Raw genomic sequence first — 20,036 nt, forward strand, 5'->3', positions numbered from 1 at the left:
GCCTTATTCGGTTGTGAAATCAACACCACTGTCCGATTCAAGTATATTGATATCGGCTTCAGGCGTATCGTTAGTTTCAGATTGACCGCCGTAAAAATGTTTAAATAACATTAAATGATTGTTGAAAATTTCCCCTTCAGCTTCTGCAAACTTAGGATCGTATTTTATTAACACATTTACCAAGCCTTTATAGCGTTCAATATCCGTATAAATATCTTCAAACAAACGCTCTTGATTTTCAATTTTTAATTTACTGTAATAAGTTAAATTTTCTTGATATTTTTTAGCAACCTCCTTAAATAATTTTTTAGCTTTTTCTTTATTACCAACTTCGTAATAGGCACTTATATAAGGCTCTAATAAGGTGTAGTATCCAAAATATTCTACAGGCATATTTTTCATGGCAATATCTGCAATGGTTTCAGCTTTCTTTAGTTTCTTTTCAGTAAGCAACTGCTCTATTAGTCTAGCTAAATTTCCTCTGTAGGTTATTGAGTTTTTGCGAGTTTCAGGATCGTGATAAATTTTTGGACTGCCACTATTGCCCCAGTCCCATTTTACGACCTTATTGTACATTAATTCGCTATCTACACGGCCCATATCAAAAGGATTTGCTCTATCTACCGGCGTTTTAATTGGTACTAATTTATAGCACATACCATCTAATTGTAAATAGTCTTTCATCCAGATATAGTCGTCGTCTCCAAAACTACCTCCAGTAAAGTAAATAGGGCGTTTCCAATCGTTATTCGCCACAATATCCAGCATTAAAAGTCTGTTTTTGTATAGTGCGCCACCTGTTATTTGTATATCAATATGTGGTACAATTTCATGCGCATCTTTAGGTTTTACTATGCCATATTTTAAAACATTTTCTTTATTTACGGGAATACGTAAAAACTCGGTAGGCAGATAACTGGCCTCTAGATCTTGTTGGCGCACCTGAGATAAATCAATATTCTTTTGTTTTAATATATATTCGTATTTCGTTTTAGGGTTGTCGCTTGCAATAAAATTTAAAAATTGCTTTACGTTAAGAGTGTCTTTAACAACGGGTTCAATAATGATATAATCGTTTGTGCCATACTTGTATAAATCGTGTGTTAATTGTGAAGGAATTGGGTCACTTTCATATGCTTTACGCTTCATTTGGTCTATGTACCAGTCAGTTTGAAACAAACTGGTGTTTACAACTCGAACGTCGGTTCTGTAGCCTTCAATTTCTTGGGCATACCAAAGAGCAAATGTATCGTTGTCTCCAATGGTGAATAAGATACCATTTTCGGCACATGAATCCAAATATTTTCGTGCCATAGCTCTAGCTGTATATTTATCCGATCGGTCGTGGTCATCCCAATTGTTTGCAGCCATAATGCCTGGTACCAATATTAAACATAAAACAGAAACAGCAGGTGCAAGAAGGTTTGGAGCGATGTATTTTTTTAAGGCGTCAAATAGGGCATACACACCAAAGCCAATCCACAATGCGAATACATAAAAAGAACCAACTACCGAGTAGTCACGCTCTCTAGGTTCAAAAGGACGAACGTTTGTGTAAACTTGAATTGCGATACCGGTGAATAGGAAAAACACGAGTAGCGTCCAAAATACATTTTTGTTTTTGTTGAATAAAAAGAAGAATCCTATTAAGCCTAAAATAAATGGTAGTAAGTAATAAGTATTTCTTGCTTTGTTGTTTTTAACATCACTTGGTAAATTGTCTTGTGATAAACCTAATAATTTTTCGTCTAAAGGCTTAATGCCTGTTATCCAATTACCATGGTTATCATATTTTCCTTGGATGTCATCTTGTCTTCCAGAAAAATTCCACATAAAATAACGCCAATACATGTAACCTAATTGATATTCAAACATATATTTAATGTTTTGCATCAGGCTGGGCTTTTCTATATCGATGTAACTTTTAAATCGCTTTAAAAAGTTGTTATAATCTTCATAATCAACAGCGCCTTTTGCAACATCACTTTTAAAATTATTGATGGCAGAACGCAATTCATTTTCCATTTGATGTTCTGGTTTTAGCTTGAAATCTAAATATCCAGAAAACATCATGTAATTTTCAGCGTGTTCTGCACTCCACATACGTGGTAGGATGGAAGCATGCTTGCTGTTGTAGTTCTGCTTCGCTTTTTTGTAATTATTTACAATTACATATTTACCAGTGGTTTCATCTCTTTCATATTTAGGTTTATCATCCACATACGGGTTATTTTCATCTAAATAGGCATATTGATCTGTAAATTGTGGACCATAGAACAAATGTGTTTCCGGATATTGTTCTAGGTTATAGTAAGCTAACAACTCGCGAGCACTAGAAGGATTATTTTCGTTAATTACTACATTGGCATTCGCTCGTATAGGTAACATTAACCATGTTGAAAACCCTACGATTACAAAGGTGATACATAATATTCCGGTGTTTAAATGAATAAACCCTTTTTTGTAAGTATAGGTTAATGCGTAATAAATAAGGGCAACCAGTAAAATGCCTGCAATAATAGAGCCGGAATTGAAAGGAAGTCCAATAGAGTTTACAAAGAAAATTTCGGAAATACTAAATATTTTAAGAATGTTAGGTGCTAATAATTTGAATATGAACAGCAAAACAGCCACAGAAGCGACATTAGCTATAATGAAGTTTTTTATGGTGATGGTTTTATAATTTTTGAAGTAATAAATTAGACCAATAGCAGGAATAGTTAATAATCCCATGAAATGGACGCCAAAAGATAATCCAATAATAAATGAAATTAAAATAAGCCAACGGTTTCCTCTTGGCTTATGCATGTCTTGTTCCCAACGTAATCCAAGCCAAAACATCGCAGCCATGATAAGTGTAGCCATCGCATAAACTTCTGTTTCTACAGCATTGAACCAAAATGAATCAGTAAAAGTAAAGGCTAAACTACCTACAAAAGCACTACCTAGAATAGCGATAGCTTTATCTTTAGTTAATTCTTTTTTGTTGCTAACTAATTTTTTTAGCAAAATTGTAATAGTCCAAAACATAAAAAGAATAGTGAACGCACTAGAAACGGCACTCATCATATTCATCATAAAACCAACTTGCGAAGGCTCTAACGCAAACATAGAAAAAAAGGCTCCAAGCATTTGAAATAAAGGCGCTCCGGGAGGGTGTCCAACTTGTAATTTTGCAGAGGTTAATATGTATTCGCCAGCATCCCAGAAACTTACGGTTGGCTCAACGGTTAATCCGTAAGTTACAAGCGCTATTAAAAAAGTGAACCATCCTAAAATGGTATTCCATTTTTTAAAATTAAAATTGGTCATAAATAGTAGTGTTTTTTAACTGTGGCGAATTTAACAATAATTATGTTATTTGGTAGGTTTTTAAGTAAACGTTAAGTGTTTGAAATTTTTTTTGCAAAAAATGCTTGCAGAAATGAAACTTTGTTTTAAATTTGCAGCCTCAATTACACATTGGCTTATGGTGTAACTGGCAACACGTCTGGTTTTGGTCCAGAAGAGTCTAGGTTCGAGCCCTAGTAAGCCAACTTAATTGTAAATCCTGATCATTTATTGGTCAGGATTTTTTTTTGGAACAGTTTTGGTGAGAAACTGGGTTTTGAGTTAAATTATGATGACATTTTGTGTGGAATATTAAAATAAATGTTAAAACCTTTTTTGGTTTCTAAACGATTGGTTAGTTTTGCCTCGTGATTAAAACCAATGGCTCGTAAAAAAGAATATATTGAAGAAGAAGTGATAGAAAAGGCTATGAATCTTTTCTGGAAGAATGGTTATGAAGCTACTTCTATGCAGATGCTTGAAAATGAAATGGGTATCAATAAGTTTTCTATATATTCTAGTTTTGGTAATAAACATGGTTTGTTTCTTGAAAGTTTAAGACATTACAAAGCTAAAATTCATTCTACATTAGATAAATTTAAGCATGGAACAAACGGTGTTGATGATATCAAACAGTTTTTTTATGATTCAGTCTCTTCTAATTTCAAAAATGAGAATCTAAAAGGATGTTTTTTAACTAATACCTATAATGAGTTTTCGGAGATTGAAGATGCTCTAATTAAAGAGCAAATGATCAGTTTTATGGATAATTTGAAATCCATTATTATAGATAAATTGCGGATGGATACTTCAAAAGATGAAGATACCATTTTAAAACAAGCTAATTACCTATTATTGGCCAAGCATGGATTAGCAGCAGCGGCTAGGGTAAATACGAAACAAGAGATTAAAGATTATATAGAAATGGTTTTTAAAAATATTTAAAACCTTTTTTTTATACAATAACTAAACGATTGTTTAGAAAAAAAACAACAATAATATTAAACTTAAAAATAAAGAATATGACAACTTTAAAAATTCACAACATTGAATCTGCTCCAGAAGGAAGTAAACAATTATTAGAAAATTCTCAAAAAGCTTACGGTATGATTCCTGGTTTGCATGGTGTTTTAGCAGGTGCTCCAAAAATTTTAGAGGCTTACCAAAAATTACACGAGCTGTTTGTAGACTCTTCCTTTAATGAAGAAGAATTAACTGTAGTATGGCAAACTATCAACGTTGAACATGCATGTCATTATTGTGTACCTGCACATACAGGTATTGCTAAAATGATGAAAGTGGATGATGCAATTTCAGAGGCATTGCGAAATGAAACACCTTTAGAAAATTCAAAATTAGAAGCATTACGAACTATGACTTTAACAATTGTTAAAAACCGTGGTAGCGTAACACAAGAAGATCTAACTGCGTTTTATGCTGCCGGATATGGAGAGGCTCAAGTGTTAGAGATTATCCTTGGGTTATCGCAAAAAGTAATAAGTAACTATACAAACCATATTGCAAACACGCCGGTTGATGCTAGCTTTAAAAAGTTTGAATGGACTAAAGAAAATGTGGTTTCTTAAAAAGTAAGATTACATATTAATAGCTGTAGCCTTCTGTGACTATTACAGAGGGCTTAAATAAATTTATATAAATCATGTCTAAAAAGTTAAAAATAGATATTGTTTCCGATGTTGTTTGTCCGTGGTGTACCATTGGTTATAAACGTTTGGAAAAGGCCTTGGCAGAATTAGGAGTTCAAGAACAAATAGAAATTGAATGGCAGCCTTTTGAATTAAATCCGAACATGCCTTTTGAAGGTCAAAATGTTACAGAACACATTGCGGAAAAGTATGGGTCGACGTTAGAGCAGCAAAAAGAAACGCAAAAACGTATGATAGAGATAGGTGAGGAGCTTGGGTTTAAATTCGATTATTTTGATGATATGCGAATGGTTAACACTTTTGAAGCTCATGTATTATTGGACTATGCTAAAGACTTCGGGAAACAAACCGAATTAAAAATGGCATTAACAAAAGCCTTTTTTAGTGAACGCAAAGATGTTTCCGATAGAGATGTTTTAAAGCAAATATTATTAGAAGTAGGTTTAAATGCAGATGAAGCTCTATTGAGATTGTATGATGAATATTCGGTTAATGAAGTAAAAGTTAAACAGGAATATTGGAAAAATCTAGGGGTTAATTCGGTTCCTACAATGGTTTTTAATAGAAAAAATGCACTAACAGGTGCGCAATCGGTAGACACTTTTAAGCAGGTAGTTTTAGAGTTTATGAACAATTAGTAAACTTATTGTAATATCGCCTTGCGATACTTTAAAGAAAATCTGTTTTAAATAAGTTGAAATAGGTTAAAGTATAAGGCAAAATATCCAGTTTAGGGAATATATCTATAACCTCTATAGAGTAATAGAGGTGTTTAAATTGTGTTTAGGTAAATATTTAAAAATGAACAACAATAGAAGAAATTTTATTAAAAATATTGGAATTATGGGAGCAACAGGTGTGTTAATGCCCAATTTAGCAATGGGAAATACTCAATTAAGAAGAGAAGAGACCATAGAGAAAACAAGGCCCAAGGTTTTGTTTTTTGATGTAAATGAAACACTTTTAGATCTTACTGAAATGAAGAAACAAGTTGGAGAAGCTTTGGGGGGGAGAGAAGAATTATTGTCACTTTGGTTTACTACTATGTTGCAATACTCTTTGGTAACAACTGCGAGCGGACAATATGAACATTTTGGAAATATTGGAGCAGCAGCATTACAAATGGTAGCAGCCAATAATGGTATTTCTATTACCGAAGCCAAAGCACGTAATGTAATTATAAATGCATTGCGAGGTTTGCCAGCACATCCAGAAGTAAAAGAGGCTTTAGAGCAATTGAAAAAGGCTGGTTATAAAATGGTTTCGTTCACTAATTCGTCAAATGAAGGCGTTAAAAAACAATTTGAAAGTGCCGGATTAACATCGTATTTTGATGAAAGATTAAGCGTAGAGGATGTTGGTAAGTTTAAACCGTTTATAGATACTTATGCTTGGGGTGCGCGTAAAATGGGTGTAAAACCAGAAGAATGCATGTTGATTGCTGCTCATGGATGGGATGTTGCAGGTGCACTTTGGGCTGGGTGGCGAGCTGCATTTATTGGTCGGCCAGGACAACAAATGTTTCCATTGGCACCACAATCAGAAATTATTGTATCGGATTTAAAAAAGGTAGCCGATATACTCGTGACTTATAAGTAAAAAGCAAACTATATAAGAGGACTTATTTATAATTAAGTATGATATGGATTGTAGCTTCATGTGTTACATTTCACCTTATTTTAGAGTCTGAATTAAATTTTAAATCCCAATCTTTCGGTTGGGATTTAAAATTATAAGACTTAAATCAATATAAGCTTTTATTTTTTTTATGCTATATTTTAATCTTGGATTTTAAAAGTAATAACAGGTCGTTTGGCGTGGTTTACTAAATCTTCACTTAAACTACCGTTAAAGAAGTGTGAAATCCCCTTTCTTCCATGTGTACTCATCCCTATTATGTCTGCTTGAATGGACTGAGAAAAATTCATAATACCTGTTTCTATAGTTACATCGTTGTAAATGTTTATAGTATGGCTTGGCATTTTTACGTCTTTAATAAAGGCTTCAATTCGTTGTTGCGCATCACCGCTGGTAATAAAATGGTTGGGTGTGTTTACCATTAGTAAGTGCATTTTGGAACCAAAGAAATGAGCTATTTCTAAAGCTTTTTTAAATGGACCTTTATTTTCTTTTCCAAAATCTGAAGCAAAAACAAAGTGTTTTGTTTTAAATTTAAGGTGTTCATTTTTAACCACAAGTACCGGGATTTCTGAGGTTCTAACTACTTTTTCAGTATTACTCCCAATAAGTATCTCTTTTAGGCCGTTAGCACCTCTAGATCCTATAATTACAAGATCAATATTGTTCTTTTTACTAACATGGTAAACTCCTTTAAAAATTTCATGAAACTCAACGTGTTCATGAATCGTTAGGCCTTTTAAATAATCTTTTGACTTAAGTGATTCAAATTTTTGATGAGCTAGTTTCATGAAAAAAATGACTTCAGGTAAGTCGTTGTAAGTACTTAAAGCGTCCACAGTATGCACCGAAACGTCAAGGATGTGTAAAAGGTAAATCTCACACCCATGCTTTTTTGCTATTTGCGCTGCCACTTTTAAAGCGTTTTCAGCTTCAATTGAAAAGTCGGTTGGGACAAGTATTTTTTTCATCTGTTAATTATTTTATTTAATTTTGGTCAGATGCAATTTGCTTTAAGAACCTCAAAAAAAATGAAGTTTTGTAAATGCTCATGTCATGATTTGATAAGTAAGACCTACCTAAATTTATGAAATATTACTTTAAAAATCAATAAAATATTATATATTTGCACCGTTGAAAGACAAAATTAAGTTAGAGGGGACGGGAAGTCCCCTCTTTTTATAATAACAAATGTTTAAAAATACTGTAAAAGACTTACTAGAAACTGCGTTGGTAGAACGACCAGATTTGTTTTTAATTGATTTTTCAATTAGTACCGATAATCATATCAATATTGTTATTGATGGTGATAATGGGGTTTTGGTTGAAGACTGCATGTTTGTAAGCAGAGCAATTGAACATAATATTGATAGAGAAGTGCATGATTTTTCTTTAGAAGTGATGTCGGCAGGTGCTACATCGCCTTTGGTAAATAAAAGACAGTATAATAAGAATTTGAAACGCGAGCTAATTGTAAGAACAGCTTCTGAAACAATAGAAGGGATACTTGCAAAAGCAACCGAAACAGATATAACATTAGAATGGAAAGTTAGAGAACCTAAACCAATAGGTAAAGGGAAAGTAACTGTAAAAAAGCAAGCGACAATCGCTTACGGAGATATTGTAGAAGCAAAAGTGATGATTAAATTTTAATTCAATAAGAGTTATGGAGAATATCGCGTTAATTGAATCTTTTTCAGAATTCAAAGACGATAAGTTAATTGACAGAGTAACGTTAATGGCTATTTTAGAAGATGTGTTTAGAAGTGCCCTAAAAAAGAAATATGGCGACGACGATAATTTCGATATTATTGTAAATCCTGACAAAGGAGATTTAGAGATTTGGAGAAATAGAGTAGTTGTGGCAGATGGTGAAGTAGAAGAACCAAATCAAGAAATTACATTAACAGAAGCTCGTAAAATTGAACCAGATTTTGAAGTAGGTGAAGAGGTGTCTGAAGAAGTGAAGCTTATCCATTTAGGAAGACGTGCTATTTTAGCGTTACGCCAAAACCTAATTTCTAAAATACATGAGCACGATAATACCATCGTTTTTAAACAATTTAAAGATTTGGTAGGTGAAATTTATACAGCTGAAGTTCACCACATTCGTCATAGAGCAGTAATTTTATTAGATGATGAAGGAAACGAGATTGTGCTTCCAAAAGAAAAACAAATTCCTTCAGATTTCTTTAGAAAAGGTGATAATGTAAGAGGGGTAATTGATAGTGTTGAGTTAAAAGGTGCAAAACCTACTATTATTATGTCTAGAACATCTCCTGCGTTTTTAGAAAAACTGTTTGAACAAGAAATACCAGAAGTTTTTGATGGTCTAATTACTATTAAAAATGTAGTAAGAATACCAGGTGAAAAAGCTAAAGTAGCAGTAGATTCTTATGATGATAGAATTGATCCGGTAGGAGCTTGTGTTGGTATGAAAGGTTCAAGAATTCACGGTATCGTTCGTGAATTAGGAAATGAAAATATTGATGTAATCAATTATACAAATAATTTACAACTGTATATTACAAGAGCGTTAAGTCCAGCGAGAGTTACTTCAATAAAAATTAATGAAGAAACCAAACGTGCAGAGGCTATTTTGAAACCAGAAGAAGTTAGTAAAGCCATTGGTAGAGGTGGTCATAACATTCGTTTGGCTGGTCAATTAACTGGTTATGAAATAGATGTATTTAGAGAAGGTGCTGAAGAAGATGTTGAGTTAAGAGAGTTCTCTGATGAAATTGAAGGGTGGATTATTGAAGAGTTTAGTAAAGCTGGATTAGATACTGCAAAAAGCATTTTAGAGCAAGATGTGGTAGATTTAGTGAAAAGAACAGATTTAGAAGAAGAAACAATTAAAGACGTTATTAGAATTCTTAGAGAAGAATTCGAAGAATAACATATATTTGAGTATTTTAAAGGCAATTTATGGCTGACACAATTAGATTAAATAAAGTATTACGTGAACTCAATATTTCTATTGACCGTGCTGTTGATTTTTTAGAATCAAAAGGCGTGGAGGTAGAAAAAAGTCCTAATACGAAAATATCAGAAGAAGTACACACAATTCTTTCAAATGAATTTCAAACAGATGCAAACAAAAAAGTAGCATCCAAAGAAGTAGGTGAAGCAAAACAGAAAGAGAAAGAAGTGTTGCGCGAGCAACGCGAGCGTGAGCTTGAAGAAAGACAAAAGGAGGCAGCCAGAAGAGAAGAAATTATTAAAGCCTCTAAAACACTCGCGGGACCAAAACAGGTAGGAAAAATTGATTTAAATCCTAAAAAACCTGAAGAAACCCCGATAACACCAAAACAGGAAGATAAAGTGGTTGAGACGCCTACAGAAAAGGTTGTTGAAAAATTAGCTGAAAAAGAACCTGTTAAAGAAGAAGTTGAAAAAACTAAAGAGGTTGAACCAGTTAAAGAAGAAGTTACTTCTGAACCGGTTAAATCAGTAGAGCCTCCAGTTTCAACACCTACAAAAACGGATGAAGTTAAAGGTAAAACCATAACGACATCTGAAGGTGAGCAGATTATTGAGGAAAAAGTTAAAACCAAATACCAAAAATTAACTGGCCCTAAAATAGCTGGTGATAAAATTGATTTATCTCAATTTAATAAGCCAAAGAAAAAGAAAGAAGATAAAAAGGCGGATGGTAAACCTGGAGAAGCAGGTGCTTCGGCTAATAAGAAGAAACGTCGCCGTATTAGTAAAGTGGGTGGACCACAACAGGGTGGCGATTCTAATACATCAAATAGATCAGGAAACGACCGGTTTAAAGGTAAGCCTGGTCAAGCAAGACGTCCTATTGTAAAAGAGGACCCGAGTGATGAAGATGTAAAAAAACAAGTACGTGAAACTTTAGAAAAGCTTCAGGGGAAATCTTCAAAAGGTAAAGGAGCCAAATATAGAAGAGATAAAAGAGATCAGCATAGAGATCAAACAGAAAGAAACTTAGAGCAAGAAGCAGCTGAAAGCAAAATTCTTAAAGTAACGGAGTTTGTTACGGCGAGTGAAGTAGCAACTATGATGGATGTTCCTGTTACAAAAATTATTTCAGCATGTATGTCACTGGGGATGATGGTAACTATGAACCAGCGTTTAGATGCTGAAACATTATCTATTGTGGCTGATGAATTTGGTTATGAAGTTGAATTTGTAACTGCTGATATCGAAGACTCTATTGAAGTTTTTGAAGATAAAGAAGAAGATTTATTACCTAGAGCACCGATTGTAACCGTAATGGGTCACGTGGATCATGGTAAAACATCACTTCTAGATTATATTCGTAAAGAAAATGTAATTGCTGGAGAGTCTGGTGGTATAACACAGCATATTGGTGCTTACGGTGTAAAATTGGATAACGGACAAAAAATTGCATTTTTAGATACACCAGGTCACGAAGCGTTTACCGCGATGCGTGCTCGTGGTGCTCAAGTAACAGATATCGCTATTATTGTAGCTGCTGCGGATGATGATATCATGCCACAAACTAAAGAAGCTATTGCCCATGCTCAAGCTGCTGGGGTGCCAATAGTATTTGCTATTAATAAAATCGATAAACCTGCTGCAAATCCTGAAAAAATTAAAGAAGGCCTAGCACAAATGAACTTGTTGGTAGAAGATTGGGGTGGAAAAATTCAATCTCATGATATTTCAGCAAAAGTAGGTACAGGAGTAAAAGAGTTATTAGAAAAAGTTTTGCTTGAAGCGGAATTATTAGAGCTAAAAGCAAATCCAAATAAACCTGCATTAGGTACTGTTGTAGAAGCGTTCTTAGATAAAGGTCGTGGTTATGTAGCAACCGTTTTGGTTCAAGCAGGAACACTTAAAGTGGGTGATTATGTACTTGCAGGAAGAAATAGTGGTAAAATTAAAGCAATGCAGGATGAGCGTGGAAATAACGTGACTGCTGCAGGACCTTCAACACCTGTTTCAATTTTAGGTTTAGATGGTGCGCCACAAGCAGGTGACAAATTCAATGTATTTGAAGATGAACGTGAAGCGAAACAGATTGCTTCAAAACGTGCACAATTACAACGTGAACAATCTGTACGTACACAACGTCATATTACTTTAGATGAAATTGGACGTCGTATCGCATTAGGTGATTTCCAAGAATTAAACATTATTCTTAAAGGAGATGTAGATGGTTCTGTAGAGGCGTTAACCGATTCATTCCAAAAATTATCAACGGAAGAAATTCAAATTAATATTTTACATAAAGGTGTTGGTGCTATTACAGAAAGTGATGTGTTATTAGCTTCAGCCTCTGATGCCATTATCATCGGATTTAATGTGCGTCCTGTAGGAAATGCAAGAATGATTGCTGATAAGGAAGAAATCGATATCAGAACGTATTCTATTATCTATGATGCCATTAATGACCTTAAAGATGCTATGGAAGGTATGTTATCTCCGGTATTTAAAGAGGAAATTACGGGTACTGCAGAAATTAGAGAAATTTTTAAAGTTACTAAAATTGGAAGTATTGCTGGTTGTATGGTAACTAATGGTAAAATTCTTAGAAATTCTGGAGTGCGTTTAATTAGAGATGGTGTTGTAGTTTATACTGGTGAATTAGCTTCTTTAAAACGTTTTAAAGACGATGTTAAGGAAGTTAGTAAAGGCTACGATTGTGGAATGCAAATTAAGAACTATAATGATATCCAAGAAGGCGATATTATTGAGGCATTCCATGAAGTAGAAGTTAAAAAGAAACTTAAATAAGTTGAATTATATTAAATAAAAAAGCGACCATTTGGTCGCTTTTTTATTTTTATAAACATCTAAACTATTTCTTTGGTTTAAATATAAATGCGGCAGGAAATTTAGCCTTTATTTTTTTCAATGCTCTGTCGGCTTCTAAACGGGTTCTGAAATTTCCCGCCCAGATCTTAAAATTGGGTGTTTCATACTGTAAAGTAGCTTTCCAATCAGTGAAATTGGTATTAAAATCGCGTTGTGTGCTTTCAGCAACAGCTCTATTTCCAGAATAAATTTGAATTGTATATCGATCCGATGCAATTTCATTTTTATTCATTTCTTTTTTGGTTTCCAACAATGTGGTTATTTTTTTGTCCTGATTTATGGCCACGGTACCTTGTTGTGCAAGACAGACGTTTGCATAAAAGACAAGACAAAAAAGACTTAAAGTGTTGATTTTTAATTTCAATGGTTTCATTTTCAAAAATATTTGTACAAATGTATACGTTATAAACTTATTTTTGGTTCTTTTTATTATTTAGAATCTCTCTAAATTAACAATTAACACTTATCTAACATTTCCAAAATCGACTTTTAATATTACTTTTGCGAGAGATTTTTTTAACTGTATTTTTTTCATTTATAAAATGACAAAAGTCATACCATAGTTTAGAAGTTAATTTTACCAACAATATGAGAAAGGTGATTCACCGTAAATTAGGCATTAATATTCTTCGTATAAGCCTTATTTTATTTTTATCGTTAACAGCCTCGCTTTCTGCTCAAGGAGATCCGGCAAAGGGGAAATCATTATTTAACGCCAATTGTGCAGCTTGTCATCAATTAGATAAGAAAATGACAGGGCCTGCGCTACGTAATGTAGAGGCGAGATTGTCTGAGGAACAAGGTTTGGATAAGGAATGGATTTATTCTTGGATAAAGAATAGTGCAGGGGTAATTAAATCGGGCGATGCTTACGCTAATAAAGTGTACAATGAGTATGGAGGTGCTGCTATGACGGCCTTCCCACAATTGTCAAATGAAGATATTGATCATATTTTATCTTATACGGCGGAAGTTAAAGCTGAAGCGCCTGCTGCAGAAACTGGTGCGGTAGCTGTTCAAACCACGTCTGCTTCAAGTGGTATTTCAAATGAAATTATTTTAGGCGCCCTGGCAATATTATTTATTTTATTAGCTATTGGTTTGTTTTTGGTAAATAAAACACTTCGTCGTTTTGCTGAAGTACAAAATATAGAATTGCCAGAAGAAACTAAAAGAACGCCACTTTGGAAAGCTTTTGTTCAGAACCAATTTTTGATGTTGGTTGTTGCGATCTTCTTTTTGTTATCAAGTGCCTATTTTGTTTATGGTTATTTTATGCAAGTTGGTATAGACCAAGGGTACCAACCAGTACAACCTATTCACTATTCACATAAGATTCATGCGGGTGATAATGGTATTGATTGTAAATACTGTCATTCCTCTGCTAGAACGAGTAAACATTCTGGTATTCCATCTTTGAATGTGTGTATGAATTGTCATAAATCAATTTATGAATATAACGGAGAAACAACGGCTGAGTATACTAAGGAATTCTATGATGGAGAAATTAAGAAATTATACAAAGCTGCCGGATGGGATGATGCAGAGCAAAAATATACTGGAAAAACACAACCTGTAAAATGGGTTCGTATTCATAACTTGCCTGATTTCGTTTATTTTAATCACTCACAACACGTAAGCGTTGCTGGGGTAGAGTGTCAAACATGTCATGGACCAGTTGAAGAAATGGAAGTAATGTACCAGCATGCGCCTTTAACAATGGGCTGGTGTGTGGATTGTCACAGAACTACCGATGTTAACGTAAAAGATAATGCTTACTATACTAAAATTCATGAAGAATTGGCTAAAAAGTATGGGAAAGATAAGTTAACTGCGGCTGAAATGGGTGGTTTAGAATGTGGAAAATGCCACTATTAATTAGTTTAATAAGAAGTAATTCAATTATATAATATGTCATCAAACAAGAAATACTGGAAAAGTGTTGAAGAGCTAAACGATAATAGCTCTATTGTTGAGACGCTAAAACAAAACGAGTTTGTTTCAGAAATTCCTACCGATGCGTTTTTAGGGAATAAAAACACATTAGAGGCAACTTCTACAACCCGTCGCGATTTCTTAAAATATGTAGGATTTAGTACAGCTGCAGCATCATTAGCAGCTTGTGAGGGTCCTGTAACTAAGTCAATTCCATATGTAGTTCAGCCTCAAGAAATTATTCCTGGTGTTGCTAATTATTATGCGACTACTATTGCTGATGGTTTTGATTTTGCTAGTGTTTTAGTAAAAACGCGTGAAGGTCGTCCAATTAAAATTGAGAATAATTCATTAGCTGTTACAAATGGTCATGCAAATGCTAGAGTTAATGCTTCTGTATTAGGCCTGTATGATAGTTTAAGGGTTCAAGGTCCTAAAAAGGGAGGTTCTTCTATTTCTTGGAGTACATTTGATTTAGAAACTAATCAGAAATTAACAGACTTAAAAGTTGCAGGTAAAGAGATTGTGTTGTTAACTCAAACTTTTGCAAGTCCTTCTACTAGTAAGTTGATTGCTGAATTTAAAGAAAAGTATGGTAATGTTCGTCACGTTGTTTATGATGCTGTTTCAGAATCTGCTGCGTTAGATGCTTATCAAGCTAAATATGGTGAACGTGCTTTAGCAAATTACGATTTTTCTAAAGCGATGACAATTGTATCTGTTGGTGCCGATTTCTTAGGTGACTGGCAAGGTGGTGGTTTTGATTCTGGATATTCTAAGAACAAAATTCCACAAAATGGTAAAATGTCTCGTCATATCCAATTTGAGTCTAATATGTCTCTTACTGGAGCGAATGCAGATAAACGTGTGCCATTAACACCAAGTGAACAAAAAATAGCTTTAGCAAAATTATATAGCTATGTTGTTGGCGGATCCGTTTCAGGAAGTTTGCCAGCACATATAGAAGATGCCGTTAAAAAGGCAGCTTCACAGTTAAAGAAGGCCGGTAGTGAAGGTGTAGTTGTTACTGGTATTCAAGATGTGAATGCTCAAACGGTAGTTTTAGAATTAAATGCATTCTTAGGAAGTAAAGCATTTGATCCAAAAACAGCTATAAAAACAAGACAAGGTAGTAATAGTGCTGTTTTAAAATTAGTTGCTGACATGAAAGCAGGTAATGTAGGTGCTATTATTATGAGTGGAGTAAATCCAATATATACTTTACCGAATGCTTCGGATTTCGCAGCTGGATTAAAGAAAACTGAATTGTCGATTGTGTTCTCAATGAAAGAGGATGAAACCTCTTCAGAAGCGCAATATATCGCAGCAGCGCCTCATTATTTAGAGTCTTGGGGTGATGTTGAAATTAAGAAAGGGCATTATGCTTTAACACAGCCAGCTATTCGCCCTTTATTTAGTACTAGACAGTTCCAAGAAGCTTTATTAAAATGGACAGGAAGTAATCTTTCTTATCATGATTATATTAAGGAGGCTTGGGGCTCAACAATTTTAGGTGGTAGTTCATTTAATCAAGCATTACACGATGGTGTTTATGTAGGAAGTATTGCTACTGAAACTGCCACAACAACCGATGCTGAAACTACTGAAATACCTTCAGGAAGTGCTGCGAGTGCCTTAGCAGCGTCAGCAAAAAAGTCGAAATTAGAATTAACATTATATACTAAAGTAGGTATGGGTGATGGGCAACAAGCCAACAACCCATGGTTACAAGAGTTTCCTGATCCTATTACAAGAACATCTTGGGATAATTATCTTACAATCTCTCAGGCAGATGCCGATGCGTTAGGTTTAATGAATAAGCACGTTGCAAATGGTGCTTTAAATGGTAGTTATGCTAAAGTTACTGTAAATGGCAACTCAGTAGTTGCGCCAGTTATGGTACAACCAGGACAGGCAAAAGGTTCTGTAGGTTTAGCATTAGGTTACGGAAAAACAAAAGGTTTAAAAGAGGAAATGCAAACGGGCGTTAATGCTTATGCATTATACCAAGGATTTAATACAACACAAGCCGTAACTATTGAGGCTGTAGCAGGAGAACACGAATTTGCTTCTGTTCAGTTACATAATACTTTGATGGGGCGTGGTGATATTATTAAAGAAACCTCTTTAGAGGTATTCAATACTAAAGATAAGAAATATTGGAATGCTGTTCCAGTAGTATCTTTAGATCATAAAGAAACTCCGGTTACTTCACCAGACGTAGACTTATGGGATGAATTTGATCGTTCTGTTGGGCATCACTTCAACTTATCCATTGATTTAAATGCTTGTACTGGATGTGGAGCTTGCGTTATTGCTTGTCATGCTGAAAACAATGTGCCTGTAGTTGGTAAAACAGAGGTGCGTCGTAGTAGAGATATGCATTGGTTACGTATTGATAGATATTATTCATCTGAAGAATCATTTGATGGTGATAATGATAAAAAAGAAAATATCTCTGGTTTAGGTAGTTCATTGAGTGAATTTGGAGAGATGGAAAATGCTTCTGCTAATCCACAAGTGGCGTTCCAACCAGTAATGTGTCAACATTGTAATCATGCACCTTGTGAAACTGTATGTCCTGTTGCAGCAACCTCTCATGGTCGTCAGGGTCAAAATCAAATGGCATATAACCGTTGCGTAGGTACAAGATACTGTGCTAACAACTGTCCTTATAAAGTACGTCGATTCAACTGGTTCTTGTATAATGGAAACGATGAGTTTGATTATCACATGAATGATGATTTGGGTCGAATGGTATTAAATCCTGATGTTGTAGTTCGTTCTCGTGGTGTTATGGAAAAATGTTCTATGTGTATTCAGAAAACACAGAAAACAATTCTTGATGCTAAACGTGATGGACGTGAAATTAAAGATGGTGAATTCCAAACAGCTTGTTCTGCTGCTTGTAGTAATGGTGCCATGGTTTTTGGAGACATTAACGATAAAGAAAGTCAAGTTGCAAAACTTAAAGAAGATAAACGTATGTATCACTTGTTAGAGCACATTGGTATTAAACCAAATGTGATGTATCAAACGAAAGTGAGAAATACAACTGAAGCATAAATCTAATTAAAGAATCAATTATATAATTATGGCGTCTCATTACGAAGCACCTATTAGAAGACCCTTAGTTACAGGAGAGAAATCATATCACGACGTTACTGTTGATGTGGCTAAACCAGTAGAAGGCAGAGCAAATAATCAATGGTGGATAGTTTTTTCTATTGCACTAGCGGCTTTCCTTTGGGGAATAGGGTGTATAATTTATACCATATCAACAGGTATTGGAACATGGGGATTAAATAAAACCGTGGGTTGGGCCTGGGATATTACTAACTTTGTTTGGTGGGTTGGTATTGGTCACGCAGGAACACTTATTTCTGCGGTATTACTACTTTTCCGTCAAAAATGGAGGATGGCTATCAACCGTTCTGCGGAAGCGATGACTATTTTCTCGGTTGTTCAAGCTGGTTTGTTCCCAATTATTCACATGGGTCGTCCTTGGTTAGCATATTGGGTATTACCAATCCCAAACCAATTTGGATCGTTGTGGGTTAACTTTAATTCACCATTACTTTGGGACGTATTTGCAATTTCAACCTATTTATCTGTATCATTAGTATTCTGGTGGACAGGTTTATTACCAGATTTCGCCATGTTACGTGATCGAGCTATAAAACCTTTTCAAAAGAAAATTTATTCTTTATTAAGTTTCGGTTGGTCTGGTCGTGCTAAAGATTGGCAACGTTTTGAAGAAGTATCATTGGTACTTGCAGGTTTAGCAACGCCTTTAGTACTTTCTGTACATACAATTGTATCCTTTGACTTTGCTACTTCGGTTATTCCGGGCTGGCATACAACTATCTTCCCGCCGTATTTCGTTGCTGGAGCAGTATTCTCAGGTTTTGCAATGGTAAATACGCTTCTTATTATTATGAGAAAAGTGTGTAATCTTGAAGATTATATCACAGTACAGCACATAGAATTAATGAATATTGTAATCATGATTACAGGTTCTATAGTTGGTGTGGCTTATATAACTGAGTTATTTATTGCATGGTATTCTGGTGTTGAATACGAGCAATACGCCTTTTTAAATAGAGCAACTGGTCCTTACTGGTGGGCATATTGGGCGATGATGACTTGTAACGTGTTTTCTCCACAGTTTATGTGGTTTAAAAAGCTAAGAACAAGTATCATGTTCTCATTTTTTATCTCGATTGTAGTTAATATAGGAATGTGGTTCGAGCGTTTCGTTATTATTGTAACATCATTACACCGTGATTATTTACCATCATCATGGACGATGTTCTCACCAACCTTTGTTGATATAGGTATTTTTATAGGTACTATCGGATTCTTCTTTGTATTATTCTTATTATACTCTAGAACGTTTCCAGTAATAGCACAAGCCGAGGTGAAAACAATTTTGAAATCATCTGGTGAGCGTTATAAAAAAATTAGAGAAAGAGGCGAAAGTTTGTCAGGAACTGGAGCTGATGCAAGAACCTCAGGTGATAAAGTTATTAATAAAAAAAACGAAGCGTAGGCAATGGAAGCATCTAAAGTAATTCACGCTATTTATACAGATGATGATGTATTAATGTCTGCTGTTAAAAAAGTAAAGGCAGAAAGATATCACATTGAAGAAATATACACACCATTTCCGGTGCACGGCTTAGACAAAGCAATGGGTTTAGCTCCAACTCGTATAGCTATTACAGCATTTTTGTATGGTTTAGTAGGTTTATCTGTAGCAATCACTATGATGAATTTTATAATGATTGAAGATTGGCCTCAAGACATTGGTGGAAAACCAAGTTTTAGTTATATAGAAAATATGCCTGCTTTTGTTCCAATTATGTTTGAGTTAACTGTGTTCTTTGCAGCGCATTTAATGGTAATCACTTTTTATTTACGTAGTAGGATGTGGCCTTTCAAGAAGGCTGAAAACCCAGATCCAAGAACAACGGATGATCATTTTTTAATGGAAATATCTGTTAATGGGAATGAAGAAGCTCTTACATCTTTGCTTAAAGATACTGGAGCAGTTGAAATTAATTTAATTGATAAAGCGCATTAATAATGATGAAGAGCTTAATTAAAATAGTAGTAATAGCAGTTGTTTTAGTAACTGTATCTTGTAAAAATGATACGGCACCTAATTATCAGTACATGCCTAATATGTATGAATCTGTAGGTTATGAAACTTATAGCGAATCATCTGCTTTTAAAAATGGTGTAGAGGCCCAATTACCGGCTGAAGGGTCTGTAGCTAGAGGTTATGTGCCTTTTGATATTGAAAATTCTATAGAAGGCTATATGCTTGCCAAAGAAACCGTAAAAAGTCCTTTAGATTCATTACAAGTAGATTTAGAAAGAGGTAAGGTATTATATGATATTTACTGTGGTATTTGTCATGGTACAAAAGGAGATGGCCAAGGGAATTTAGTAAAGCGTGAAAAAATACTTGGTATTCCAAGTTATGATGATGCAGGTAGAGCTATTAATGAAGGAAGTATTTATCATACCATTTACTATGGAAAAAATGCAATGGGTTCATATGCTAACCAACTTAATGAAGAAGAACGTTGGCAAGTGGTTTCGTATGTATTAGAGTTAAAGGCTAATTTAGAGAAGTAAGAAAGACAA

The 20,036-nt window shown here is 34.5% G+C and carries 14 protein-coding genes, 1 tRNA gene and 1 pseudogene; 13 read left to right on the plus strand and 3 right to left on the minus strand.

The features are described from left to right. Positions 1-3: 3 nt before the first annotated feature. Positions 4-3,312 carry a protein O-mannosyl-transferase family gene (locus ABYI63_RS03920; protein WP_372753658.1) on the minus strand — a complete coding sequence of 1,103 codons (3,309 nt, stop codon included), beginning with the start codon at positions 3,310-3,312 and terminating at the stop codon, positions 4-6. Positions 3,313-3,463: 151 nt separating this feature from the next. Between ABYI63_RS03920 and ABYI63_RS03925 the strand changes: the two genes are divergently transcribed. From ABYI63_RS03925 to ABYI63_RS03945, 5 genes are all read left to right on the plus strand, one after another. After that, positions 3,464-3,536, plus strand: a tRNA-Gln gene (locus ABYI63_RS03925). Positions 3,537-3,711: 175 nt separating this feature from the next. Next, complete coding sequence (locus tag ABYI63_RS03930; RefSeq protein WP_372753660.1) at positions 3,712-4,275, plus strand: TetR/AcrR family transcriptional regulator; 564 nt, start codon at positions 3,712-3,714, stop codon at positions 4,273-4,275. A 77-nt stretch (positions 4,276-4,352) separates the two neighbouring features. Next, on the plus strand, positions 4,353-4,916 hold the full coding sequence (locus ABYI63_RS03935) for a carboxymuconolactone decarboxylase family protein (protein ID WP_372753662.1): 564 nt from the start codon (positions 4,353-4,355) through the stop codon (positions 4,914-4,916). 74 nt (positions 4,917-4,990) lie between these two features. Then, a complete protein-coding gene (locus tag ABYI63_RS03940) occupies positions 4,991-5,635 on the plus strand; it encodes a DsbA family oxidoreductase (RefSeq protein ID WP_372753664.1) in 645 nt (214 codons plus the stop codon). A gap of 163 nt (positions 5,636-5,798) precedes the next feature. Next, the gene (locus tag ABYI63_RS03945; protein WP_372753666.1) at positions 5,799-6,596 is read left to right on the plus strand and encodes a haloacid dehalogenase type II; all 798 of its coding nucleotides are present in this window, start codon (positions 5,799-5,801) and stop codon (positions 6,594-6,596) included. Between the two features lie 179 nt (positions 6,597-6,775). Here ABYI63_RS03945 and ABYI63_RS03950 read toward each other — a convergent pair whose 3' ends face one another. Next, positions 6,776-7,606 (minus strand): universal stress protein, encoded by an 831-nt coding sequence (locus tag ABYI63_RS03950; RefSeq protein ID WP_372753668.1) that lies wholly within the window; start codon positions 7,604-7,606, stop codon positions 6,776-6,778. 220 nt (positions 7,607-7,826) lie between these two features. Here ABYI63_RS03950 and rimP point away from each other — a divergent pair, with 220 nt between their 5' ends. Genes rimP through infB form a run of 3 tightly spaced genes read left to right on the plus strand, consistent with a single transcriptional unit; the run spans position 7,827 to position 12,365 of the window. Further along, on the plus strand, positions 7,827-8,288 hold the full coding sequence (gene rimP / locus ABYI63_RS03955; protein WP_372753670.1) for a ribosome assembly cofactor RimP: 462 nt from the start codon (positions 7,827-7,829) through the stop codon (positions 8,286-8,288). Between the two features lie 13 nt (positions 8,289-8,301). After that, a complete protein-coding gene (nusA, locus tag ABYI63_RS03960) occupies positions 8,302-9,534 on the plus strand; it encodes a transcription termination factor NusA (RefSeq protein WP_372753672.1) in 1,233 nt (410 codons plus the stop codon). 29 nt (positions 9,535-9,563) lie between these two features. After that, a complete protein-coding gene (gene infB, locus ABYI63_RS03965; protein WP_372753674.1) occupies positions 9,564-12,365 on the plus strand; it encodes a translation initiation factor IF-2 in 2,802 nt (933 codons plus the stop codon). Positions 12,366-12,429: 64 nt separating this feature from the next. Here the strand turns inward: infB and ABYI63_RS03970 are convergent, their stop codons facing one another. Beyond that, positions 12,430-12,819, minus strand: coding sequence for an SPOR domain-containing protein (locus ABYI63_RS03970; protein WP_372753676.1), 390 nt, complete (start codon positions 12,817-12,819; stop codon positions 12,430-12,432). Between the two features lie 215 nt (positions 12,820-13,034). Here ABYI63_RS03970 and ABYI63_RS03975 point away from each other — a divergent pair, with 215 nt between their 5' ends. The 5 genes and pseudogenes from ABYI63_RS03975 to ABYI63_RS03995 all read left to right on the plus strand — a co-directional run bounded on the left by ABYI63_RS03975 (position 13,035) and on the right by ABYI63_RS03995 (position 20,027). Then, entirely contained in the window at positions 13,035-14,324 is a 1,290-nt protein-coding gene (locus ABYI63_RS03975; RefSeq protein ID WP_372753678.1) for a c-type cytochrome, read from the plus strand. A 33-nt stretch (positions 14,325-14,357) separates the two neighbouring features. Next, entirely contained in the window at positions 14,358-17,447 is a 3,090-nt protein-coding gene (locus ABYI63_RS03980) for a TAT-variant-translocated molybdopterin oxidoreductase (protein WP_372753680.1), read from the plus strand. A gap of 28 nt (positions 17,448-17,475) precedes the next feature. After that, positions 17,476-18,897: pseudogene (nrfD, locus tag ABYI63_RS03985) on the plus strand (NrfD/PsrC family molybdoenzyme membrane anchor subunit); the annotation flags it as partial. A 39-nt stretch (positions 18,898-18,936) separates the two neighbouring features. Further along, a complete protein-coding gene (locus ABYI63_RS03990) occupies positions 18,937-19,467 on the plus strand; it encodes a DUF3341 domain-containing protein (protein ID WP_372753682.1) in 531 nt (176 codons plus the stop codon). A 5-nt stretch (positions 19,468-19,472) separates the two neighbouring features. Continuing rightward, positions 19,473-20,027 carry a cytochrome c gene (locus ABYI63_RS03995; protein ID WP_372753815.1) on the plus strand — a complete coding sequence of 185 codons (555 nt, stop codon included), beginning with the start codon at positions 19,473-19,475 and terminating at the stop codon, positions 20,025-20,027. The last annotated feature ends 9 nt before the right edge of the window (positions 20,028-20,036 follow it).

It is taken from the genome of Mariniflexile sp. (genome assembly GCF_041583155.1).
GTDB lineage: Bacteria > Bacteroidota > Bacteroidia > Flavobacteriales > Flavobacteriaceae > Mariniflexile.